Raw genomic sequence first — 22,375 nt, forward strand, 5'->3', positions numbered from 1 at the left:
GAGCCGAGCTTCCTCAGGTCAGCGCTTCGGGAGGCTCCGCTCGCTCGACGGGCGGGTCCTTCTGCGGCATCGACGGGGCTTCGTCCGACGGGCCGACCTAGCCCGTGTCGATCTTGGCTTAACGAAGGCCGAGCCTCTTGCTTGCACGTGGCGGGTGAGTGTCCTGCCGAAAGCGCTTTGATCCTCCGATCCGTGATGGTCGCAGACGCATGAGCATCGTGTAGGGGAATTGCTGCAGCGCCATCAAACCGGTGTTGTGGACGCTGGCGTTCTCGGTCGACTCGCACTGGAGATTTTTCGAAGCGCGCCCATGCGAGGCTTGGGGTTCTGCCGCATCTGCGACAGAAGCGCTGGACAGATTGGCGGCGAAACGTGCGTCTGCGTGCCGTAAACGCTCTGATGGCAGAACCGTCGCGAAGTGGCGCGGGTCGCGTCTTTCGCATAGTCGCAACGCCTTCGTCAAATTGCGATCTGGGAAAGCATCTTTGCGCGCACATTCGGCGTCCAAGCCTCGGCGATAATTCCGCGAGGACCTGTGCATAAGACGAGGCTCGCACCGTTTCGGGCGATTCTCGTCGTCAAATCGGGATCATCAGAGGTCGGGCCGGTCCGCTGTCCAAAGCTTTGTCAACGTTGCTGGAGGCGCTCGACATGCCGTTTTTCGTCGGGCCGGCGAACGGCATCGTCGCGGCCATGGCGGTGTACGTGCTGGCGTATCGCGCTGCGGGCGGCGAGCGTTTTGCCGGAAGCGTCGCGTTCAGGCGGCCTGCAGGTGCGCAATCGGCTATCATAGACGGCGCTGCGCGCAACGCGGATGGCGCGGATGGCGCGTGCGCTGCAGGCGATGCGCGCGCCGCACATGCCATGGGCGACGCGTGCGGCTCGGATGCGGCAAGCGGCGCGCTCGCAGCAAGAGAGGCTATCGAAGCGAACGGCGCCGCACATGGCGCGGCGGATGACATACGGGAAGGACGGGCATGAGGAAGATTGGCATTCAGGAGATCGAGGACATCGCGCTGGGCGCGGCGCTCCTCGGCGCGGGCGGGGGCGGCGACCCCTACATCGGCAAGCTCACGGCCATCGGCGCGGTGAAGGAATGCGGCGAAGTGGAGCTCATCAGCGCCGACGAGGTTCCCGACGGCGCGTTCATCATGCCGGCCGCGTCCATGGGCGCGCCCACCATCCTCGCCGAGAAGGGCGTGGGCGCGAGCGAGTTCGCGAAGCTCTTCGACATGGTGTCTCGCTACTTCGGCAAGCCCGTGTACGCCACCATGCCCATGGAGGCTGGCGGTGTGAACTCCATGCTGCCCATCGCGGCGGCTGCGCGCCTCGGCATCCCGATGGTGGACGCCGACGGCATGGGACGGGCGTTCCCTGAGCTGCAGATGGTCACGTTCACCATCGGCGGCGCGTCGGCCACGCCTATGGCGTTCATCGACGAGAAAGGCAACTCGGGCATCCTCGACACCATCACGAACAAGTGGACCGAGGACATCGCCCGCGCGGCCACCATGACCATGGGCGGCACGCTGACCATCGCACTGTTCTGCATGGACGCCGACACCTGCAAGAAGTACGGCGTGCACGGCATCGTGACGCGCTCGGAGGAGCTGGGCCGCGCCATTCGCACGGCGAAGGAGGGCGCGGCGGCTGCCGGCCTCACGCCCGAGGAGTACTTCCTGCAGTTCACGGGCGGCCACAAGCTGTTCAAGGGCAAGATCGTCGATGTGCTGCGCGAGACACGCGGGGCGTTCAACTTCGGCCGTGTGGTGCTCGAGGGCATCGGCGAGGACCGCGGCAGCCAAGCCAGCGTGGAGTTCCAGAACGAGAACCTAGCTTGCACGGTGGACGGCGAGATCGTGGCGACGGTGCCCGACCTCATCTGCCTGGTGGACCCCGACACGTTCACGCCCGTGCCCACCGACGCGCTCAAGTACGGCAAGCGTGTGCTGGCGGTGGGCCTCGAGTGTTTCGGTATGTGGCGCACGCCGGCGGGCATCGAGCTCGTGGGCCCGCGCTACTTCGGCATCGATGCCGATTACATTCCCGTCGAAGAGCGCTGCGCGCGGAAGGGGGCGTGAATGTACAAGCTGGGCATCGACGTGGGCGGCACGAACACGGACGCCGTGCTGATCGACGAGGGCCTGAACGTGGTGGCCGCCGTGAAAAGGCCCACGTCGGGCGACATCTACGAGGGCATCATGGGCGCGGTGGACGCCGTGCTGGAGGAGAGCGGCGTCGACCGCGCGCTCATCGGGCAGGCGATGCTCGGCACCACCCAGTGCACGAACGCCATCGTGGAGCGCAATGGCCTCGCGCCCATCGCCGTGCTGCGCATCGGCGCGCCGGCGTCGGTGGGCATCCCGCCCATGGTGGACTGGGACGCCGACATCGCGGCGGTGTGCGTGGACTCCGCCATCATCGAGGGCGGCTTCGAGTACGACGGCAAGCGTTTGGCGGAATTCGACGAGGCCGCGTGCCGCGCGTTCTTCGAGGGCGTGCGCGGCAAGGTGGACGCCGTGGCCATCAGCTGCGTGTTCTCCACCGTGCGCGACGACGACGAGCTGCGCGCCGCCGAGATCGCGCGCGAGGTGCTGGGCGGGGGCGTTCACGTGTCCATCTCGAGCGAGATCGGATCGATGGGCCTCGTCGAGCGCGAGAACGCCACCATCCTGAACGCGGCGCTCCACGGCGTGGCGCGGCGCTTCACCGAGGGCTTCGCGAAGGGCCTGGCCGACAAGGGCGTGGAGAACGCCGAGGTGTACCTGTCGCAGAACGACGGCACGCTCATGACGATGGAGCACGCGCGGCGATACCCCGTCCTCACCATCGCGTGCGGGCCGACGAACTCCATCCGCGGCGCCAGCTATCTGTCGCGCATAGACGACGCCGTCGTCATCGACGTGGGCGGCACGACCACCGACCTGGGCGTTTTGAGCCATGGATTCCCGCGCGAGAGCGGCGTGGCGGTCACCATCGGCGGCGTGCGCACGAGCTTCCGCATGCCCGACGTGGTGAGCGTCGGTTTGGGCGGCGGCTCCATCGTGCGCGTGGCCGACGACGGCAGCGTGAGCGTGGGGCCCGACTCGGTGGGCTACGAGATCGCGAAGCGGGCGCTCGTGTTCGGCGGCGACACGCTCACCGCCACCGACGTGGCCGTGCGCCTCGGCATGGCCGAGGTGGGGGACGCGTCGCTCGTGGCGGGGGTGGATGAGGAGTTGGCGCGCAAGGCGCTTGCCGCCATGCGGGAGCTGGTGGAGGACGCCGTCGACGCGATGAAGGTGACGAGCGACCCCGTCGACGCGGTGCTGGTGGGCGGCGGCTGCATCATCCTGCCCACCGATCTGGCGGGCACCTCGCAGGTGGAGAAGCCCGCGCACTCCGGCTGCGCGAACGCCATCGGCAGCGCCATCTCGAAGGTGAGCGGCGCCTACGAGGCGCTTGTGGACTACGACGTCACGCCGCGCGACGAGGCGCTGGCCGCCGCGCGCGCCGCCGCCGTCGAGGCCGCCGTCGCGGCGGGCGCGGTGCGCGAGACCGTGGAGGTCGTCGACGCGGAGGACGTGCCGCTTCAGTACTACCCCGGCCGCACGAACCGCGTGAAGGTGAAGGCTGCGGGGGATTTGTCAAGCTGATCGGGGGCTTTCTATGGAATCCTGTTCGTTGGACGAAGCTGCGTGCGCGCTGCGGCGCGGAGAGGTGGCTATCTTTCCCACGGACACGGTGTACGGGCTGGGCGTGGCGGTGAACGCCGCGGACGGGCCGGGCGCGCTGTACGCGTTGAAGGGGCGTGACGAGGGCAAGCCCATCGCGTGGCTCGTGGACGGCCCGGAGGCGCTTTGCCGCTACGGCTGCGACGTGCCCGTCATCGCGCGCCTTGCGGCCGCGGCGTTCTGGCCGGGGCCGCTCACGCTCATCGTGCGCGCCTCGGATGCGGTGCCGCCCGCGTTTCGCTCGGCCGCGGGCACCATCGGGCTGCGCATGCCGGACGACGCGCGCGCCCTCGCCCTCATCCGCGCCGCGGGTGCGCCGCTGGCCACCACGTCGGCGAACCCGTCCGGCACCCCCGCCCCGCGCACGTTTTCCGAGGTGGACAGCGCGTTGGCTGCCCGTGCGGCCGCGGTTGTGTGGGAGGGAGGCGGCGAGGACGCCTTCGGGATTGCGCGCGGGGCCGGGGCCGAAAGCGCGCCGAGCGGCTGTGCCTCCACCGTCCTCGACTGCACGACCGCGCCTCCCCGCATCCTGCGCGAGGGCGCCATCCCGCTCTCTGCCATCGAGGCGTTGCTTGCGGAACCGAACGGGGAAGGAAGGGGATAGGCTATGGCATCTGCCGATCAAGGCATCATTCGCGAAGAGGTGGAATACCCCTCATCCGATGGGAAAACCCAGATCAAGGGTCTTGTGTGGCAGCTTCCCGAAGTGGCTTCGGGCACCGTCCCGCCGCGTGCCGTCTTCCAGATCGTCCATGGCATGGCCGAGCATATCGCCCGCTACGACGAGTTCGCGCGCTACCTGGCCCGGCGCGGGTTCGTCGTGTGCGGCGAGGACCACGTGGGCCATGGCCGCACGGCCGCTGCGGCAGACGACCTGGGCCATATCCCGCTCGAAGGCGGCAAGGACATCCTGCTGGCCGACGTGGACGGGATGCGCCGGCTGGTGGACGGCCGCTACGACGGCTGCTCCACGCCGTACGTCCTGTTCGGTCACTCGATGGGCAGCTTCATCGCGCGCGCCTACCTGCCGCGCCATCGCCCATGGGTGGACGCGGCCATCCTGTGCGGCACGGGCCATCCGTCGAAGGCCACCTCCCGGCTGGGCAACGCGCTCGCGCACCTCATCGCGCGCTTCAAGGGCGAGCGCCACCGCAGCAAGCTGCTCGACCGCATGGGCGTGGGCGCTTACGGCAAGCGCATCGAGGGCGCGCGTATGCCCCTCGACTGGCTGTGCACCGACCCCGCCGTGGTGGACGCCTACCGGGCCGACCCGCTGTGCGGCGCGATGTTCACCGTGGGCGGCTACGCCGCGCTCACCGACCTCACCGAGGAGGTGGTGGATTTCATGCACGCTGCCCCCGGCTACCAGGTGCCCGTGCTGTTCGTCTCCGGCTGGGACGACCCTGTGGGCGGCGACTGGGGCAAAAGCATGCTCACTGCCGCGGAGCTGCTGCGCGCCATCGGCATGAGGGACGTGCGCACGATCCGCTACAAGGGCATGCGCCACGAGATCTTGAACGAGCCGGGGCGCGCCTTCGCGTTCGCGGACATCGCCGGCTGGGCGGAGGCGCGGCTGGCCGCGCGCTATCCCGAGCACGAGGGGCAGCGCCACTGGGCCGAGGCGTGCCCCACCGCATGGCAGGACGGCGAGAAGACTCGGGACGAGGTGCGCGAAGGGTGCAACGAGCGCGCTATCGCCGACGCCCTCTTCGCGCAGGCCGCGCAAGCCGCGCAGACCGAGGAGGCCGCCTCATGACCGCCCGCTACGTGATCGCGCTCGATCAGGGCACCACGTCCTCGCGCGCCGTGCTGGTGGACGCGCAGGGGCGCGCGGTTGACGCGGTGCAGAACCCGTTTCCGCAGATATACCCCCAGCCGGGCTGGGTGGAGCATGCGCCGAGCGATATCCTGTCCTCGCAGCTGGGCGCGCTGGCCGAGCTCACGGTGACCCACGGCCTCGGCCCCGGCGACATCGCCGCCATTGGCATCACAAACCAGCGCGAAACCACCGTGGTGTGGAACCGCGAGACGGGAAGGCCCGTGGGCAACGCCATCGTGTGGCAGTGCCGCCGCACCGCGCCGCTCATCGAGGCGATCACACGCGATGCGGGCGCGGCGCGCGCCATTGCGGACAAGACGGGCCTTGTGCCCGACGCCTACTTCTCAGCCAGCAAGATCAAGTGGCTGCTGGACAACGTGCCCGGCGCCCGCGCCGACGCGCGGGCTGGGCGCCTCGCGTTCGGCACGGTGGACAGCTGGCTTGTGTGGACGCTCACGAACGGCGCGGTGCACGCCACCGACCCCACGAACGCCAGCCGCACCCTGCTCTACGACATCCACCGCGGCTGCTGGGACGATGACCTGCTTGAGCTGTTCGACATCCCCGCCTCGATGCTGCCCGAGGTGCGCCCCTCCTCGGGCGACTTCGGCGTGACGGCGAACCCGGCCGTGGTGCAGGGCGTTCCCATCCGCGGCGTGGCGGGCGACCAGCAAGCGGCGCTGTTCGGCCAGCGCTGCTTCGCGGCGGGCGAGGCGAAGAACACCTACGGCACCGGCTGCTTTCTGCTCATGCACACGGGCGGCGAGGCGTGCCGCTCGGCCCACGGCCTCGTCACCACGCTGGCGGCCAGCGCGCCGGGCGCGGCGGGGCCGGAGTACGCGCTGGAGGGCAGCGTGTTTGCGGCGGGCGCGCTCGTGCAGTGGCTGCGCGACGAGCTGGGGCTGGTGGACGCGGCGGCTGAGACGGAGGCGCTGGCGGAAAGCGTGCCCGACACGGGCGGGGTGTACGTGGTGCCCGCGTTCACGGGCTTGGGCGCGCCGCACTGGGACGCCGAGGCGCGCGGGGCGATACTGGGCCTCACGCGCGGCACGTCGCGCGCGCAGGTGGTGCGCGCCGCGCTGGAGGCGCTGGCGTACCAGGTGTATGACCTCGTCGTGGCGATGGAGGCCGACGCGGGCGTGCCGCTGCGCGAGCTGAACGTGGACGGCGGCGCGTCGACGAACGGTTTTCTCATGCAGTTCCAAAGCGACATCTTGCGCACGCCGCTCATCCGTCCGCAGAATACGGAGGCGACGGCGCTCGGCGCGGCGTTCCTCGCGGGGCTGTCCGCGGGGTTCTGGCGGGACGCGGAAGAGCTGCGTGATCTGCCCTTCGCGAGCGATCGCTTCGAGCCGCGGATGGGAGAGGAGCGCCGCGCGCGGCTTCTGGACGGCTGGTCGCGTGCCGTGGGACGGACGATGACCCGCTGAGGCTCGCCGTCCGGCGGGGAAGGCCGCAAAGCGCCCGGCGGCGTGACGGACGGCGCCAAACGGCAGGCGTAGATGACGGAAACGACGAGACGAGGGAAGAGGGGTTGCGCGCATGAAGATCAGCATCGCGAGCGATCATGCGGGGTTCGAGCAGAAACAGGCGCTGAAGGCGTATCTGGAAGAGGAGGGCCACGAGGTGACCGACCGCGGCCCCGACAGCGACGAGCGCGTGGACTACCCCGACTTCGCCGCGCTCGTGGCGCATGATGTGGCCGCAGGCGCAGCCGAGCGCGGGGTGCTCGTGTGCGGCACGGGTATCGGCATGGCCGTGGCCGCGAACAAGGTGCGCGGCATCCGCGCCGCCAACGTGACGAGCCCTGTGTTCGCCTCCCTCGCGCGCGAGCACAACGACGCGAACGTCGTGGCCGTCTCGGGCCGCTTCGTCGATTTGGCCACGAACCGCGAGATCGTGGACGCGTTCCTCTCCACCGGGTTCGGCGGCGGCCGCCACGCAGGTCGCGTGGAGAAGATCGCCGCTCTCGAAAACGAGTGACCCGGCGGCCCCGCAGCAGGGGCCGCTGTGCTAGCATACCGGTGAAACCCCTCGCCTTGAAAGGAGCCTTTATGCCCTTGACCTACCTGCCCGAGGCCGACCCGGCCGTCGCCGACGCGCTTCGCCAGGAGCTCGCGCGCGAGCGCGACTCCGTGGAGCTCATCGCCTCGGAGAACTTCACGTCGCCCGCCGTGCTCGAGGCCGTGGGCAGCGTGCTCACGAACAAGTACGCCGAGGGCTACCCGCGCAAGCGCTACTACGGCGGCTGCGAGAAGGTCGATATCGTGGAAGACCTCGCGCGCGACCGCGCGTGCGCGCTCTTCGGCGCGAACTTCGCGAACGTGCAGCCCCATTGCGGAGCCAACGCGAACTTCGGCGCGTACACGGCGCTCTTGGAGCTCGGCGACACGGTGCTCGGCATGAGCCTCGACCAGGGCGGGCACCTCACGCACGGCTCGCCGGTGAACTTCTCGGGGCGCTACTACAATTTCGCCAGCTACGGCGTGGATCCCGAGACGGAGACCATCGACTACGACGAGGTGGAGCGCATCGCCAAGGAGGTGCGCCCCAAGCTCATCGTGGGCGGCGCGAGCGCGTACCCGCGCATCATCGACTTCGAGCGCATGGCCGCCATCGCCCGAGAAGTGGACGCGTACTTCATGGTGGACATGGCGCACATCGCCGGCCTTGTGGCCGCGGGCGCGCACCCGAGCCCCGTGCCGCACGCCGACGTCGTGACGTCTACGAGCCACAAGACGCTGCGCGGCCCGCGCGGCGGCTTCATCCTCACGAACGACGAGGGCATCGCGAAGCGCATCGACAAGGCCGTGTTCCCCGGCGCGCAGGGCGGCCCGCTCATGCACGTCATCGCCGGCAAGGCCGTCGCGTTCGGCGAGGCCCAGCAGCCCGCCTACAAGGAGTACATCGCGCGCGTCGTGGAGAACGCCCGCGCGCTCGGCCAGGGCATGCTGGACGGCGGCCTGCGCCTCGTGTCCGGCGGCACCGACAACCACCTGTGCCTCGTGGACCTCACGGCCGCCGACGTCACCGGCAAGGACGCCGAGAAGCTGCTCGAGGGCGTGGGCCTCACGGTGAACAAGAACGCCATCCCCAACGAGACGCGCAGCCCGTTCGTCACGAGCGGCATCCGCGTGGGATCGGCCGCGGCCACCACGCGCGGCTTCACCGCCGACGACTTCTACGAGGTGGGCCAGCTCATCGCCGCCACGGTGTTCAATGCCGAGAACGACGCCAAGCTCGCCGACGTTCGCGCGAAGGTGGACGCCCTCCTAGCCGCCCACCCCCTTTATCCGGAGTTGGATTACTAGCGATAAAAGCAAGACCGGGGACGGACCCCCATCCCGAAAAGGAGTGCGCGTTCCGTTCTGCCTTGCAGGTTGACAATCAGGCAAGAAGGGCGGGCCGGCGCGGTACCCGCCAAGCGAGTTCCGCACGAGCCGAACAGCCCAGCGGGCTGTTCGCACGAGCCAGGACTGCCCGAGCGACTGGGCGCCGTGCCCGCCCACCCCGCCCGGGATTGAAAGGAAGCAAACCATGCCTTACGAACGCGTTACGGTGGTCGACCACCCCATGGTGCAGCACAAGCTGTCCAAGCTGCGCAGCAAGGACACGTCCTCGAAGGACTTCCGCGCCCTCGTGCGCGAGCTCGCCCTGTTCGAGGGCTACGAGGCCACGCGCGACCTCGCCCTCGAGGACGTGGAGGTGGAAACGCCCATCTGCAAGACCACGTGCAAGCAGGTGGCCGGCAAGAAGATGGTCATCGTTCCCATCCTGCGCGCCGGCCTCGGCATGGTGGAGGGCGTGCAGGAGCTCATGCCCTCGACGTTCGTGGGGCACCTCGGCATGTACCGCGACCCCGAGACGCACGAGCCGCACGAGTACTACGCGAAGATGCCCGACAGCATCGCCGAGCGCGACGTGCTCGTGGTGGACCCCATGCTCGCCACCGGCGGCTCGGCCGTGGCCGCCATCCAGTACCTGCGCAAGATCGGCGTGAAGAACGTCAAACTCATGGTGCTCGTGGCGGCTCCCGCCGGCATCGAGGCCGTGCTCGCCGCCGACCCCGACGTGCGCATCTACACCTGCGCCATCGACGAGGGGTTGAACGACCATGCCTACATCGTCCCCGGCCTCGGAGACGCCGGCGACCGCATCTTCGGCACGAAATAGCGTCCGGAGACTGTTGTTTCCCTGGCTATGCGTCCGAGCGGGGACAGAAGCGTCCTGCCGGACGGTGGAACTGCTCGACGCTGCGAAGCGTCGATGCGCCCGATCCCGCCCGCCCTCGCGTGTAAAAGCACGCTCGCTCGCGAAACGGGGCGATCTCGGACACCTCGACGCTTCTCGCTGACTTTGCTGGACCAGGAAGGATGAAAACCATGACCGAGCCGCTTGACCACCGTCCCAGCTGGGACGAGTACTTCATGAAGCTGGCGAACGAGGTGGCCACGCGCACCACGTGCATGCGGCGCGGGGTGGGGGCCGTCATCGTGAAAGATCGCCGCATCCTGGCCACGGGCTACAACGGCGTGCCCACCGGCATGCGCCACTGCGCCGAGACGGGCTGTTTGCGCCAACAGCTCGGCGTGCCGAGCGGCCAGCGCCACGAGATCTGCCGCGGTCTGCACGCCGAGCAGAACGCCATCATCCAGGCGGCGCGCTACGGCATCAACATCACGGGCGCGTCTATCTATGTGAACACGCAGCCCTGCGTCGTGTGCGCGAAGATGCTCATCAACGCCGGCATCGAGGAGATCGTCTACCAAAATCCGTACCCCGACGAGCTGGCTATGTCCATGCTCGAAGAGGCCGGCATGAAGCTGCGCGTGTTCGAAGGGTGACGCGGAAGGGGAGCGCTGGAGGTTCTGCTTCGGTGTCAGTCCGCTTTCCCGTTTCGCTTCCGTTCCTTCATGGCATTTGAAGCTTTCGTCGAATCCTTCTTTCGCGACACGGTAAAGAATCGGCTGATTTCCGACGATATTGCACCGTGCCGTTAGCTCCGAGGCGTTCTTGCGCGCGTTGCGGTAAATAAATGGGAGTTTTTTCGAAATAATGTACCGAAACGAAGGGGAAAGAGGCTTTCCCAGGCGCTTTGAGTTGTCTTCGCGCGGCTTGTGGTACAATATCGGAAAATTTCAGCCGATTCATTACCGAAGCGGCTCCTCTTAGGGTCGCGGTGCGGAAACGTCCGGTTGGCGACCGCGGGGGTGGCTTTGCTTGCTTGCAAATGACGGATCGGTAATCGCCGTATTCGGAAGGACGCGGCGGCTGAGGCGACGCCGCTTTTCGCGCTCGCCTCTCGGCGCGAGAATCGCCCGCTTGCGACATCGCAAGGCCCTTCATGTCGCCCGCATCGTTCGTCTGCCGGCAAAATCCCAGGAGGGGAATATGGACGCGCATGGCAACGCAGTGGGAGCCTCCTTTTCTGGGCCTTGCGAAGCGCTCGCTCGTCTGTTCGTAGCCCGCGCCGCCCGCGTCTGCCGCTTGTCGTCCGCGCCCAAGCCATTGCTTGCGTGCGACGATTTGCGCGGCGCATCGAGCCCCGCGCTGATTCGTCGCCCTCTATGCCAATCCGAAATCGACACGGGCTCGTGTTCGCCCAGTATCGAGTCGAGCTTCCCTGGCCGGGCGCTTCGGAAGTCCCCTTCTCGCCCGAAGGACGGGGCCTTCCGAAGCGTTGGCAGGATCTCGCTCGGCGGGCTGACCCGGCCTCTGCCAATCCTGGCTTAACATGGAGTCGTCGCCCGCGCATCGAAAATATGCGGTTATTGGGATCATGTCGCCCGCTTTATGCAGTTTTCTGCCCGGTTTTAAGACCGCTCGCCCGATTTTTGTAGGAATTTGTTACCTTATCGTGAGCGGGGCGGTAAGTTCGGCTATCATACGTTACGGCTTGATAGGATTCGCACGCGCATGCCGTGCGGCCGGCGGGAAAGCAGGACATGGCAGCAGCTATCGTGGTGGGCGCGCTCTTTGGCATCGCGGGGTTTTTGCCCCTGGTCGCAGGGCTGCGTATGACGAGACGAGTAACCGATACCAGCAACCTGGGGCACGCAGGGGCCCTGCTTCTTGGCGTGCTGGTCTCGGTTATCGTGATTTTCGCCGCCGCCATCGCCTGCGTGGCCCTCGCGCGCGATCTGGTTTTGCCGTTCGTTCTCGCCGAGGTTGCGGCCCTGTGCATTGCGGCCGTGGCCTTCGGTTTCAGTAAACTGGTGCGGAAGTAGGATGGAAAGGTAAGACACGTGAACCCTCTTGAGTCCCTTGCGGAGCAGGTGCCCCATCTCCAGCATTCGTTCGATTCGGCTTTCGTGTTCGGCTCGGGGTCGTTCGGCATGACCCAGTACGTGCTGTGGATGATCATCTGCTTCCTCATCACGCTCGCGGTGGTGCTCGCCGCCTCCAAGCGTCTCACGCTCATCCCCACGAACAAATTCGCGAGCATGGTCGAGTACGGCTACGAGTTCGTGAAGAAGGACATGGGGGAGAGCGCCATCGGCCACGGCTACAAGAGGCACCTGCCGTTTCTGGCCACGCTGTTCTTCTTCATCCTCATCAGCAACTTCGTGGGGCTCATTCCGGGCTGCAAGACGCCCACCGGCTCCATCTCCATCACCTGGGCGCTGGCGGCCATCTCGTTCGTGTACTTCATCTACTGGGGCATCAGGGCCAAGGGGCTCGGCGGCTACCTCAAGTCGTTCGCTCCGTCGGGCCTGCCCGTGGTCATGGTCCCGCTCGTGTGGTTCCTCGAGCTGTTCTCGACGGTGCTGCGCGTGCTGACGCTCGCCGTGCGACTGTACGGCAACATGTTCGCGGGCCACATGGTGCTCGGTATCTTCGCGCTGCTCACGAGCATGTTCATCGGCAGCGCCATACAGGGGGCGCCGGTGGACGGGGCCATCTCTATCGCTTGGGTGCTGTTCCTGTTCGCCATGTACGCGCTCGAGGTGCTCGTCGCGTTTCTGCAGGCGTACGTGTTCACCATCCTGAGCGCCGTGTACATCGGCCTCGCCACGTCCGACCACTAGGTCGCATCCGCGCGGCGCACCCGCCGCACCCGTTTCGGTTCCTTCGGCATGCAACGCCGTGGACATAGTCGTACTGGAGTCTTTGGGAGAGGCCCAAAGACGGTAAAGGAGGAGACACATGGACGGAACTCTCGTCATCGACGCTCTGAAGCTCGTGGGCTACGGCCTGTCGACGATCGGCCCTGGCCTGGGCATCGGCATCGCCTGCTACGGCTGCTGCGTCGCAACCGCCCGCCAGCCCGAACTGCAGGGCCGCCTGTTCACGAACTTCATCATCGGCGCCGCTCTCGCCGAGGCCCTCGGCCTCATCGGCTTCGTGCTTACCTTCATCGTGTAGAACGAGCCTCATTCGGACATTCGCCGTTTAAGGCTAAAAGGAGGTACGTACGTGAAAGCTAGAGCGAAAGAGGCACGGCACCGCATCGGCCTCGCCGTCATCGGCGGCGTGGGCGCGACGGCGGCCTTCCCTGCGCTCGCGTTCGCCAGCGAGGGCGAATCGGGCGGCATCAGCGCGATCCTGCCTGATCCGCTGGAATTCGTCCCCATGCTCGTCATCTTCATCGTCCTGTGGGCCGTCCTCGCCAAGGTCGGCTGGCCGAAGTTCGAGGCCATGCTGGAGAAGCGCGAAGAGACGATCAAGGATTCCCTCGAGAAGTCCGAGCAGGCCCGCATCGAGAGCGAGCGCGTGCTCGAGGAGTACAAGCGCCAGCTCGAGGACGCGAAGGCCCAGGCCGCCCAGATCGTCGCCGACGCCAAGAAGACCGGCGAGGCCGTGAAGGCCGACATCACCGACAAGGCGCAGGCCGAGGCCGCCACGATGATCGAGAAGGCCCATGCCGCCATCGAGGCGGAGAAGAAGGCCGCCATCTCCGATCTGCAGGGCTCGGTTGCCGACCTGTCCGTCGCCGTCGCTTCCCGCCTGATCGGCGAGGATCTGAGCGACGAGGCGCACCGCAAGGTCATCGAGCGCTACGTGAACGAGGCGGGCAGTTTCAATGCCAACTAGCCGCCATGTTCTCAGGGAAAAGGTCGCGGCGTATGCGTCGGCCCTTCTGGACGGCGCATACGAGGCAGGTGGCCAAGACGCCGTGCTCGAGGTCCGCGACCAGGCCGAGCGCGTCATGCGCGCCGCGCGTTCGAACATGGACCTCTCCAGCGCCTTGGAGGACAGCTCCTATACGCCCGAGCAGAGAAACGGCCTTGCGCGCAGCGTGTTCGCGCAATGCCATCCGGTCCTCGTGGACGTTCTGGCCGTCATGGCCGAGCGCGGGGACTTCGCGTTGCTGTCGCGCGTATGGGCCAGCTACGGAGAGCAGCTCGAACGCAAGCTGAACGTCACCGTCGTCGACGTCACGACCGTCGTCGAGCTGGACGATCATCTGCGCGAGGTCATTGTAAGGAAAGCCGAAGCCGACTTGGGCACCAAGGTCGTGTTGCGCGAGCACATCGACAAGTCCCTGCTCGGCGGCATATTGATGAGTGCGAACGGCAAGCGCATCGACGCAAGCGTCCTGTCGCAGCTGGAAAACGCTCGCAACGTGCTCAAACTATCAACAGATGGAGGTGAATGCTAGTGACTGAAATCACCGCGAAGTCTATTGACGAGGCACTGCGCCAGCAGCTCGACGCGCTCAACACGAGCGTCGAATCCCGCGAGGTCGGCACGGTCATCCAGATCGGCGACGGCATCGCGCGCGTCGACGGGCTGAAAGACGCCATGGCGGGCGAGCTGCTCGAGTTCGTCGGTTCCGACGGCCAGGTCGTCTACGGCATGGCCCAGAACCTCGAAGAGGACGAAGTCGGCGCCGTGCTTTTGGGTGACGTCACCGCAATCAAGGAGAACGACCAGGTCAAGACGACCGGTCGTCTGGTTCAGGTGCCTTCGGGCAAGGGCTTGCTCGGCCGCGTGGTGAACCCGCTCGGCGTGCCGATCGACGGCAAGGGCCCCATCCAGGCCGAGGGCATGCGCCCGGTGGAGTTCAAGGCCCCCGGCGTCATCTACCGCCAGCCCGTCGAGGAGCCGATGCAGACCGGCATCCTGGCCGTGGACTCGATGATCCCGATCGGCCGCGGTCAGCGCGAGCTCATCATCGGCGACCGCCAGACCGGCAAGACCGCCATCGCGGTCGACGCCATCATCAACCAAAAGGGCAAGGGCATGATCTGCATCTACGTCGCCGTGGGCCAGAAGGCCTCCACGGTGGCCGGCGTGGTGGAGACGCTTGAGAAGCACGGCGCGATGGAGTACACGATCATCGTGAACGCCTCCGCGTCCGACTCCGCCCCCTTGCAGTACATCGCCCCGATGGCGGGCGCCGCCATGGGCGAGTACTTCATCTACACGGGCGAGAACGGCGAGGCGGCCGGTCCGGAGAACCCGGGCCGCCATGTGCTGTGCATCTACGACGACCTGACCAAGCAGGCCGTGGCCTACCGCCAGATGTCGCTCACGCTGCGCCGCCCGCCGGGACGCGAAGCGTATCCGGGCGACATCTTCTACCTGCACTCCCGTCTGCTGGAGCGCGCGGTGAAGATGTCCGACGAGATGGGCGCGGGTTCGCTCACGGCGCTCCCGATCATCGAGACGCAGGCCGGCGACGTGTCCGCCTACATCCCGACGAACGTCATCTCCATCACCGACGGCCAGATCTACCTGCAGACCGACCTGTTCTTCCAGGGCCAGCGCCCCGCTGTCGACGTCGGCATCTCCGTGTCGCGCGTCGGCGGGTCCGCGCAGGTGAAGGCCATGAAGCAGGTTGCCGGCACGCTGCGCCTCGATTTGGCCGCCTACCGCGAGCTCAAGGCGTTCACGCAGTTCGGCAGCGACCTGGACAAGGCCACGCAAGACCAGCTGAACCGCGGCGCCCATATGACCGAGCTTCTGAAGCAGGGCCGCTACAACCCGATGCCCGTCATGGACCAGGCGGTCGCCATCTACGCGGGCGGCCACGGCTACCTCGACGACATCCCGGTCGGCGACGTCGTGCGCTTCCGCGGCGAGCTCATCGACTACCTCCACGCCTCCAAGGCCGAGGTGTTCGAGGCGCTTGAGAAGGAACGCAAGTTCACCGACGCCATCGAGACGGATCTGAACGCGGCGATCGAGGCGTTCAAGCTGCAGTTCGCTCCCTCGGCGTAAAGGCGGTGGATGATGCCCAACCTTCACGACATAGAACGGCGTATCAACTCCGTCTCCTCGACGAAGCAGATCACGCGCACCATGGAGATGGTGGCCGCGGCGAAGATCCGCCGCGCGAACGAGCGTGTGCAGGACGCCACGCCCTACTCCGAGTCCATGGTCGAGATGCTGGCCGACGTCGCCAAGCGTGTAGGTGGCTCCGAGAACGCGCTTTTGCGCGCGCATGACGAGGTCAAGAACGTGCTCGTGGTGGTCGTCGTGTCGGACCGCGGTCTGGCCGGCGGCTTCAACAGCAACGTGCTGCGGCACGTCGACCGCCTTATGAGGGACAGGCAAGCGGCGGGCGCGGCCGTGAAGGTCGTCGCCTGCGGCAAGAAGGCCGTCGGGTACTACACCTACCGCAAGGTGGAGCCGGTGCTCAAGTTCGCGGACCTGTCCGCCGACCCCACGGTGGAGGAGGCCTCGGCCATCGCCGCCTTGGCCATCGACGGGTACGTGAACGGCGAGATCGACGAGGTCGTCGTCGTGTACAACCATGCGAAGAACGCCGCCGAGCAGCAGCTTCGCGAGGAGCGCGTGCTGCCGGTGGACGCTTCGGCGCTCGAAGCCGGCGCCGCGACGGGGGAGGGCTCGAAGCTCGAGAGCGACGTGATCTTCGAGCCGAGCGCCGACGCCGTCTTGGATCGTCTGCTGCCGGCCTACGTGCGCACGACGCTCTACCATGCGCTCATCGACTCGGCTGCGGCCGAGCAGGGCGCGCGCCGCAACGCCATGATGTCGGCGACGGACAACGCCACCGAAATGGTCGAAACGCTGACCAGACTGTATAACCGCGTACGCCAGGGCGCTATCACGACGGAGATCTCCGAGATCGTCGGTGGCGCAGCGGCTTTGGAGGAATAAATGGCTGAACACATGTTTTCGAAGGAGGAGCTCGAAGCCACCAAAGGCGCGGCGGGGCGCATCGTGCGCATCGTCGGCCCGGTCGTGGACGTCGAGTTCCCTCCCGATCAGCTGCCGGCGATCTACAACGCGCTGACGGTTGATGCGAAGACCTCCGCGGGCGACCTTCACGTCGTCCTCGAGGTCGAGACCCACCTGCCGGGCAACCTCGTCCGCTCGGTGGCCATGAGCTCGACGGACGGCCTCGTCCGCGGGCTCGAGGTCGTCGACACGGGCCATCCCATCATGATGCCGGTCGGCCCTGAGACGCTCGGCCGCATCTGGAACGTGATGGGCGAGCCGGTCGACGAGAAGCCCATGCCCGAAGTGTCGGGCTACATGCCCATCCACCGTCCGGCTCCCGACTACGACGAGCTGACCACGACGACCGAGATCTTCGAGACCGGCATCAAGGCCATCGACCTCGTCGAGCCCTTCGTCAAGGGCGGCAAGACGGGACTCTTCGGCGGTGCCGGCGTGGGCAAGACCGTCATCATCCAGGAGCTCATCAACAACCTGGCCCAGGAGCACGGCGGCACGTCGGTGTTCACGGGCGTGGGCGAGCGCACCCGCGAGGGCACCGACCTGTACCTCGAGATGAGCGACTCGGGCGTCATCAACAAGACCTGCCTCGTGTACGGTCAGATGAACGAGCCTCCGGGAGCGCGTCTGCGCGTGGGCCTCGCGGGCCTCACCGAGGCCGAGTACTTCCGCGATCAGGGCCAAGACGTGCTTCTGTTCGTGGACAACATCTTCCGCTTCACGCAGGCCGGCTCCGAGGTGTCCGCGCTTCTGGGCCGCATGCCCTCCGCCGTGGGCTACCAACCCACGCTGGCCACCGAGATGGGCGATCTGCAGGAGCGCATCACGTCGACCTCCACCGGCTCCATCACGTCGGTGCAGGCCGTGTACGTGCCCGCCGACGACCTGACCGACCCGGCGCCGGCCACGACGTTCACGCACCTCGACGCGAAGACGGTTCTGTCCCGCTCCATCGCGGAGCTGGGCATCTACCCGGCCGTCGACCCGCTGGAGTCCACCTCCCGCGCGCTCGACCCGCAGATCGTGGGCGAGGAGCATTACCGCGTGGCGACGGGCATCCAGGAGCTTCTGCAGAACTACAAGGACCTGCAGGACATCATCGCCATCCTCGGCATGGACGAGCTGTCCGAAGAGCAGAAACTCGTCGTGAACCGCGCCCGCAAGGCGCAGCAGTTCTTCGGCCAGTGCTTCCATGTGGCCGAGCAGTTCACGGGCCTGCCGGGCAAGTACGTGAAGCTCGAGGACACCATCCGCTCCTTCGCCGCCATCCTGGACGGCGAGTGCGACGAGATCCCCGAGCAGTGCTTCCGCTTGAAGGGCTCCATCGACGACGTCTACGCAGCGTACGAAGAGATGAAGAAGGAAGCGTAAATGGCTGGGTTCATGTGCGACATCGTGACGCCGAGGGCCAGGCTCGTCTCCGAGGAGGCGACGCTGGTCGTCGTGCCCGGCGTCGAGGGCGAGATGGGCTTTCTCGCGGGCCATGCGCCTCTCGTGTCGGTGCTGGCCGACGGCGAGGTGCGCATGAGCGCTGCCGACGGCGAGGTGAGGCGCTACGCCTTGCAGGGCGGCTACGTGGAGGTGGGCGACGGCAAGGTGATCATCCTCGCCGACCGCGCGCTCCCCTCGGCCGACATCGATGTCGCTCAGGTGCGCGAGCGCCTGGCAGCCATCGAGGCCGAGCTTGCGACGCTCTCCGAGCAGGAGGCCGCCAAGACGACGCTTCCCGCCGACAAGGCGTGGTGCGACGTCCAGCTCAAGGTCGCCCAGGCCGCGTAAGGCGCGAGCGCTCCACGATCCGCAGCGTGCGATCGTTTGGCAACGCGAGCGTTCGATGCGCTGCGGTTGTGAAAAGAAGCGAAGGAAGGCTCCCGCGAGGGGGCCTTCCTTGCGTTCGCGCCCGTTGTCGCCCGAAAGACACGATTTTGGTCGCGAAACCGTGTCTTTCGGGCGACAACGGGCGCGAGGCGCTCCGTCCGCAACCTTCTTTTGAAAACCATCGTTTGTTCGATGCGGGGAACAAGGGATGCTGGTATCATGGCAACGACACAAGAGCGCATCTGCGACGGATTCGAGGCACAAGATATGGCATTCGTTCACCTGCACAACCACACCGAGTACTCCCTGCTCGACGGCCACACGCACATCTACGACATGGTCAGGCGCGCTGCCGATCTCGACATGCCGGCGGTCGCGGTCACCGACCACGGCGTGATGTCCGGCGTGCCGCAGCTGTGCGAGATGTGCGACAAGGTGGAGGCCGAGACGGGCAAGCGCGTCAAGCCCATCTACGGCTGCGAGGTGTACTTCACCACCGACGAGGAGCTGCGTAAGGACGTCAAACCCAAGCTCTACCACCTGCTTCTGCTGGCCAAGACGAACGAGGGGTACCACAACCTCGTGAAGCTCGTCAGCGAGTCGCACGTCGATAACTTCTACTACAAGCCGCGCACCACGTTCTCCATGCTGCAGAAGTACGGCAAGGGCATCATCGGCTCGTCGGCGTGCATCGCGGGCATCATTCCGAAACTGCTCGACAACCGCCAGTTCGACGAGGCGGTGGCGTGGGCCAACAAGTTCGCCAGCTGCTTCGATCCGGGGGACTTCTACATCGAGCTGCAGAACCAGGGTGTCCGCACGGATGCGGGATTCACGCAGACCGAGCTCAACCACATGCTCACCGACGTGGCGAAAGCCGCCGGCCTCAAGACCATCGCCACGAACGATTTCCACTATCTCACGAAAGAGGACGCGAAGGCCCAGGACTACCTGCTGTGCATCAGCTCGGGCGCGGCCGTGAACGACACGAACCGGCTGCGTTTCGAGAACGACCAGTTCTACATGAAGACCGAGGAGGAGATGCGCGAAGCCCTCAAGGACTTTCCCGAGGCGTGCGACACCACGGTGGAGGTGGCCGAGAAGTGCGACGTCGTGCTCGAGCGCGACTCCATCCTGCCGCGGTTCCCCCTGCCCGAGGGCGAGACGGAGGAGAGCTGGTTTCGCAAGCGCGTGCAGGAGGGCCTCGTCAAGTGCTATGGCGAACCGGTGCCTCCGGAGGCTCAGGAGCGCGCCGACTACGAAATGGGCATCATCATCCAGCAGGGCTTCCCGGCGTACTTCCTCATCGTGCAGGAGTACATCGAGTGGGCGCGCAGCCAGGGCATCGGCGTCGGTCCGGGCCGTGGCTCGGCCGCAGGCGCCATCGTGGCCTACGCCATGGGCATCACCGCCCTCGACCCGCTTTCGAACGGACTGCTGTTCGAGCGTTTCCTGTCTCCCGAGCGCGTGGAGATGCCCGATATCGACGTCGACTTCGAGCAGGGTCGCCGCGAAGAGGTAATCAACCACATCAAGGACGTGTACGGAGAGGACCACGTGTCCCAGGTCATCACGTTCGGCACCCTCCAGGCGAAAAACGCCGTGCGCGACGCCGCGCGCGTGATGGACTATCCCTACGGCGTGGGCGACCGCATCTGCAAGATGATCGGCGACGAGCTGGGCATCACCATCGACAAGGCGCTCGACACGAACCCCGACCTCAAGAAGGCCTACGAGACCGAAGAGGACGTGAGGGTCATCATCGACGCCGCGCGCTCCATCGAGGGCCATATACGTGGCGAGGGCGTGCACGCGTGCGCCACCATCATCTGCCGCGATCCCATGAGCGACCACGTGCCCATGAAGCGCGACACCAAAGGCGGCGGCATCATCACCCAGTACGACGGCCACTACACGCCCGATCTGGGGCTTCTGAAGATGGACTTCCTCGGCCTGCGCACGCTCGACGTGCTGACGATGGCGTGCCGCAATGTTGAGCGGCGCTTCGGCACGAAGATCGTGCCCGAGGAGATCCCCATCGACGACGAGAAGGCGTTCGCGCTCATGCGCTCCGGCAACATGGACGGCCTGTTCCAGGTGGAGGGCGCGCTGTACGTGGGCCTGTTCTCCCGTCTGCCACCCACGCGCTTCTCGGACATCGTCGCCTCCATCGCGCTCAACCGTCCGGGCCCGCTCGAGTCCGGCATGGTAGACGACTACGTGAAGGTGGCCAGCGGCAAGACCGCCATCCACTACTACGACGAGCGTCTTCGCCCCATCTTGGAGGAGACGTACGGCACCATGGTCTACCAAGAGCAGATCATGCAGATATCCATGGCCATGAGCGGCTTCTCGGCCGGCAAGGCCGACAAGCTGCGCAAGGCCATGGGCAAAAAGAAGCTCGACGTCATGCGTGCGCTGCAGGAGGATTGGAACACCGGCGCCGTGGAGAACGGCTATTCGCTCGAGATCGCCAAGCAGATCTGGGACGATGCGGAGAAGTTCGCGAAGTACGCGTTCAACAAATCGCACTCGGCCGCCTACGCGATCCTCGTCATGCGCACGGCGTATCTGAAGGCGCACTACCCGAACGACTTCATGGCCGCCGTGCTGTCGTCCTACATGGGCAACACCGACCGCCTCATCCGCTACATTTCCAGCTGCAACCACAACGGCACGCCGGTGCTGCCGCCGGACATCAACTCCTCGAACGCGGAGTTCACGCCCACCGACGACGGCATCCGCTTCGGCTTGGTGGGCGTGCGCGGCGTGGGTGCGAACGTGGCCGAGGCCATCATCGCCGAGCGCGAGGCCAACGGCCCGTACACGAGCCTGCACGACTTCGTGAACCGCCTCGACGCGAAGTGCTACAACCGCAAGACGCTCGAAGCTCTCATCAAAGGCGGGGCGTTCGATTCGACGGGCTACACGCGCAAGCAGCTCATGTACTTCGTGGACGAGACGCCGCTTCTTGAGAGCGCTTCCAAGCGCCAGAAGGACCGCGATAGGGGCCAGGTGTCGATGTTCGACCTGTTCGCCGACGATCCCGACTCGGGCTTCGAGGAGGAGGTGCCGAAGCCGGACGGCGTCGAGTGGCCGAAGCGCCAGCTTCTGTCCTACGAGAAGGAGATCATGAAGATCTACGTCTCGGATCACCCCCTGCGTCCGTACGAGAACGCCATCGCGCGCATGACGAAGTACCAGCTGGGCGACTTGGCCGAGCGCACGAAGGAGATCAAGTCCGCGGTGTTCGTGGGCATGATCTCGAACGTGGTGACGAAGCTCACGAAACGCGGCACGAAGATGGCCACGTTCACGCTGGAGGACACGACGGGGCACATCGAGGCCATCTGCTTCAAGTACGACGAGAACGCCGAGGCCATTCAGGAAGACGCCATCGTGAAGGTCAAGGGCAAGTTCGAGCACAACGACCGCGGCAACCAGATCATGGCGTTCGAGGTGGAGGCCATCGAATTGAGCGATGCCGACGCGCGCCCCTCGCACCTTGAGCTGCGCGTGCCCATGGCCGACTTCGACCAGGCGAAGTCGCTGCGGCTCAACCGCATCCTGCGCTCGTATCCGGGGCGGGACGGGGTAGTGCTGTTCGTTCAGCAGAACGACGGCCACAAGTTCCGCGCCGAGCTGCCTGTGTCGGTGGACTCCCGCAGCCCCATCATGCGCTCCGAGCTTCAGGAGCTTTTCGGAACCCAGGTGTGGCGAGCCTCGTAAGGGTCTGCCGTTCCGAGACGGACGGGGGAGCGGTTTGGCGCTGCGAAGCGCCGCAACGCTTCCCGCTGGCGTTGCGAACGACCTGTGCGCGCATATAACAGTTTGGCAAGCGGCGGGCGGCTCGGTCTTGCGGATCGAGCCGCTT

20 protein-coding genes are annotated in these 22,375 nt (G+C 66.5%); all 20 read left to right on the plus strand.

The window, feature by feature from the left end; genetic code table 11:
- Positions 1-651 precede the first annotated feature (651 nt).
- The 20 genes from C2L80_RS14215 (at position 652) to dnaE (ending at position 22,230) form a co-directional block, all read left to right on the plus strand.
- Positions 652-981 (plus strand): hypothetical protein, encoded by a 330-nt coding sequence (locus C2L80_RS14215; RefSeq protein WP_191383536.1) that lies wholly within the window; start codon positions 652-654, stop codon positions 979-981.
- The gene (locus tag C2L80_RS00080) at positions 978-2,081 is read left to right on the plus strand and encodes a DUF917 domain-containing protein (RefSeq protein WP_087196907.1); all 1,104 of its coding nucleotides are present in this window, start codon (positions 978-980) and stop codon (positions 2,079-2,081) included. The genes C2L80_RS14215 and C2L80_RS00080 overlap by 4 nt, the downstream gene beginning before the upstream one ends.
- On the plus strand, positions 2,082-3,635 hold the full coding sequence (locus C2L80_RS00085; protein ID WP_103262369.1) for a hydantoinase/oxoprolinase N-terminal domain-containing protein: 1,554 nt from the start codon (positions 2,082-2,084) through the stop codon (positions 3,633-3,635).
- A gap of 28 nt (positions 3,636-3,663) precedes the next feature.
- Positions 3,664-4,317 (plus strand): L-threonylcarbamoyladenylate synthase, encoded by a 654-nt coding sequence (locus tag C2L80_RS00090; protein WP_239938609.1) that lies wholly within the window; start codon positions 3,664-3,666, stop codon positions 4,315-4,317.
- A gap of 3 nt (positions 4,318-4,320) precedes the next feature.
- Positions 4,321-5,469 carry an alpha/beta hydrolase gene (locus tag C2L80_RS00095; RefSeq protein ID WP_087195406.1) on the plus strand — a complete coding sequence of 383 codons (1,149 nt, stop codon included), beginning with the start codon at positions 4,321-4,323 and terminating at the stop codon, positions 5,467-5,469.
- Entirely contained in the window at positions 5,466-6,962 is a 1,497-nt protein-coding gene (gene glpK, locus C2L80_RS00100; RefSeq protein WP_087195405.1) for a glycerol kinase GlpK, read from the plus strand. The genes C2L80_RS00095 and glpK overlap by 4 nt, the downstream gene beginning before the upstream one ends.
- A gap of 112 nt (positions 6,963-7,074) precedes the next feature.
- On the plus strand, positions 7,075-7,515 hold the full coding sequence (gene rpiB / locus C2L80_RS00105) for a ribose 5-phosphate isomerase B (RefSeq protein ID WP_087195404.1): 441 nt from the start codon (positions 7,075-7,077) through the stop codon (positions 7,513-7,515).
- A 71-nt stretch (positions 7,516-7,586) separates the two neighbouring features.
- Complete coding sequence (glyA, locus tag C2L80_RS00110; RefSeq protein WP_087195403.1) at positions 7,587-8,843, plus strand: serine hydroxymethyltransferase; 1,257 nt, start codon at positions 7,587-7,589, stop codon at positions 8,841-8,843.
- 226 nt (positions 8,844-9,069) lie between these two features.
- The gene (gene upp / locus C2L80_RS00115; protein WP_087195402.1) at positions 9,070-9,705 is read left to right on the plus strand and encodes a uracil phosphoribosyltransferase; all 636 of its coding nucleotides are present in this window, start codon (positions 9,070-9,072) and stop codon (positions 9,703-9,705) included.
- Positions 9,706-9,914: 209 nt separating this feature from the next.
- Positions 9,915-10,376 (plus strand): deoxycytidylate deaminase, encoded by a 462-nt coding sequence (locus tag C2L80_RS00120; protein ID WP_087194666.1) that lies wholly within the window; start codon positions 9,915-9,917, stop codon positions 10,374-10,376.
- 1,101 nt (positions 10,377-11,477) lie between these two features.
- Complete coding sequence (locus C2L80_RS00125) at positions 11,478-11,759, plus strand: hypothetical protein (RefSeq protein WP_087194665.1); 282 nt, start codon at positions 11,478-11,480, stop codon at positions 11,757-11,759.
- Positions 11,760-11,777: 18 nt separating this feature from the next.
- The gene (atpB, locus tag C2L80_RS00130; RefSeq protein ID WP_087194664.1) at positions 11,778-12,560 is read left to right on the plus strand and encodes a F0F1 ATP synthase subunit A; all 783 of its coding nucleotides are present in this window, start codon (positions 11,778-11,780) and stop codon (positions 12,558-12,560) included.
- A 118-nt stretch (positions 12,561-12,678) separates the two neighbouring features.
- Positions 12,679-12,897 carry an ATP synthase F0 subunit C gene (gene atpE / locus C2L80_RS00135; RefSeq protein ID WP_087194663.1) on the plus strand — a complete coding sequence of 73 codons (219 nt, stop codon included), beginning with the start codon at positions 12,679-12,681 and terminating at the stop codon, positions 12,895-12,897.
- Positions 12,898-12,948: 51 nt separating this feature from the next.
- Positions 12,949-13,566 (plus strand): F0F1 ATP synthase subunit B, encoded by a 618-nt coding sequence (gene atpF, locus C2L80_RS00140; protein WP_087194662.1) that lies wholly within the window; start codon positions 12,949-12,951, stop codon positions 13,564-13,566.
- Positions 13,556-14,134, plus strand: coding sequence for an ATP synthase F1 subunit delta (atpH, locus tag C2L80_RS00145; RefSeq protein WP_087194661.1), 579 nt, complete (start codon positions 13,556-13,558; stop codon positions 14,132-14,134). Before atpF ends, atpH begins: the two co-directional genes overlap by 11 nt.
- A complete protein-coding gene (gene atpA / locus C2L80_RS00150) occupies positions 14,128-15,699 on the plus strand; it encodes a F0F1 ATP synthase subunit alpha (RefSeq protein ID WP_171900013.1) in 1,572 nt (523 codons plus the stop codon). Before atpH ends, atpA begins: the two co-directional genes overlap by 7 nt.
- 12 nt (positions 15,700-15,711) lie before the next feature.
- Positions 15,712-16,602, plus strand: coding sequence for an ATP synthase F1 subunit gamma (gene atpG, locus C2L80_RS00155; protein ID WP_087194676.1), 891 nt, complete (start codon positions 15,712-15,714; stop codon positions 16,600-16,602).
- On the plus strand, positions 16,603-18,054 hold the full coding sequence (atpD, locus tag C2L80_RS00160; protein WP_087194659.1) for a F0F1 ATP synthase subunit beta: 1,452 nt from the start codon (positions 16,603-16,605) through the stop codon (positions 18,052-18,054).
- On the plus strand, positions 18,055-18,462 hold the full coding sequence (gene atpC / locus C2L80_RS00165) for an ATP synthase F1 subunit epsilon (RefSeq protein WP_087194658.1): 408 nt from the start codon (positions 18,055-18,057) through the stop codon (positions 18,460-18,462). It begins immediately after the preceding gene.
- A 306-nt stretch (positions 18,463-18,768) separates the two neighbouring features.
- Positions 18,769-22,230, plus strand: coding sequence for a DNA polymerase III subunit alpha (gene dnaE, locus C2L80_RS00170; protein ID WP_087195415.1), 3,462 nt, complete (start codon positions 18,769-18,771; stop codon positions 22,228-22,230).
- The last annotated feature ends 145 nt before the right edge of the window (positions 22,231-22,375 follow it).

It is taken from the genome of Rubneribacter badeniensis (assembly GCF_002899695.1).
Lineage (GTDB): Bacteria > Actinomycetota > Coriobacteriia > Coriobacteriales > Eggerthellaceae > Rubneribacter > Rubneribacter badeniensis.

Bases quoted from the DNA above. Each gene is read 5' to 3' on its own strand.
- glpK (WP_087195405.1), top strand. From the start codon at position 5,466: ATGACCGCCCGCTACGTGATCGCGCTCGATCAGGGCACCACGTCCTCG.
- C2L80_RS00120 (WP_087194666.1), top strand. From the start codon at position 9,915: ATGACCGAGCCGCTTGACCACCGTCCCAGCTGGGACGAGTACTTCATG.
- atpA (WP_171900013.1), top strand. From the start codon at position 14,128: ATGCTAGTGACTGAAATCACCGCGAAGTCTATTGACGAGGCACTGCGC.
- C2L80_RS14215 (WP_191383536.1), top strand. From the start codon at position 652: ATGCCGTTTTTCGTCGGGCCGGCGAACGGCATCGTCGCGGCCATGGCG.
- C2L80_RS00125 (WP_087194665.1), top strand. From the start codon at position 11,478: ATGGCAGCAGCTATCGTGGTGGGCGCGCTCTTTGGCATCGCGGGGTTT.
- glyA (WP_087195403.1), top strand. From the start codon at position 7,587: ATGCCCTTGACCTACCTGCCCGAGGCCGACCCGGCCGTCGCCGACGCG.
- C2L80_RS00085 (WP_103262369.1), top strand. From the start codon at position 2,082: ATGTACAAGCTGGGCATCGACGTGGGCGGCACGAACACGGACGCCGTG.
- atpE (WP_087194663.1), top strand. From the start codon at position 12,679: ATGGACGGAACTCTCGTCATCGACGCTCTGAAGCTCGTGGGCTACGGC.
- C2L80_RS00095 (WP_087195406.1), top strand. From the start codon at position 4,321: ATGGCATCTGCCGATCAAGGCATCATTCGCGAAGAGGTGGAATACCCC.
- rpiB (WP_087195404.1), top strand. From the start codon at position 7,075: ATGAAGATCAGCATCGCGAGCGATCATGCGGGGTTCGAGCAGAAACAG.
- atpD (WP_087194659.1), top strand. From the start codon at position 16,603: ATGGCTGAACACATGTTTTCGAAGGAGGAGCTCGAAGCCACCAAAGGC.
- atpG (WP_087194676.1), top strand. From the start codon at position 15,712: ATGCCCAACCTTCACGACATAGAACGGCGTATCAACTCCGTCTCCTCG.
- dnaE (WP_087195415.1), top strand. From the start codon at position 18,769: ATGGCATTCGTTCACCTGCACAACCACACCGAGTACTCCCTGCTCGAC.
- atpC (WP_087194658.1), top strand. From the start codon at position 18,055: ATGGCTGGGTTCATGTGCGACATCGTGACGCCGAGGGCCAGGCTCGTC.
- C2L80_RS00080 (WP_087196907.1), top strand. From the start codon at position 978: ATGAGGAAGATTGGCATTCAGGAGATCGAGGACATCGCGCTGGGCGCG.
- atpH (WP_087194661.1), top strand. From the start codon at position 13,556: ATGCCAACTAGCCGCCATGTTCTCAGGGAAAAGGTCGCGGCGTATGCG.
- upp (WP_087195402.1), top strand. From the start codon at position 9,070: ATGCCTTACGAACGCGTTACGGTGGTCGACCACCCCATGGTGCAGCAC.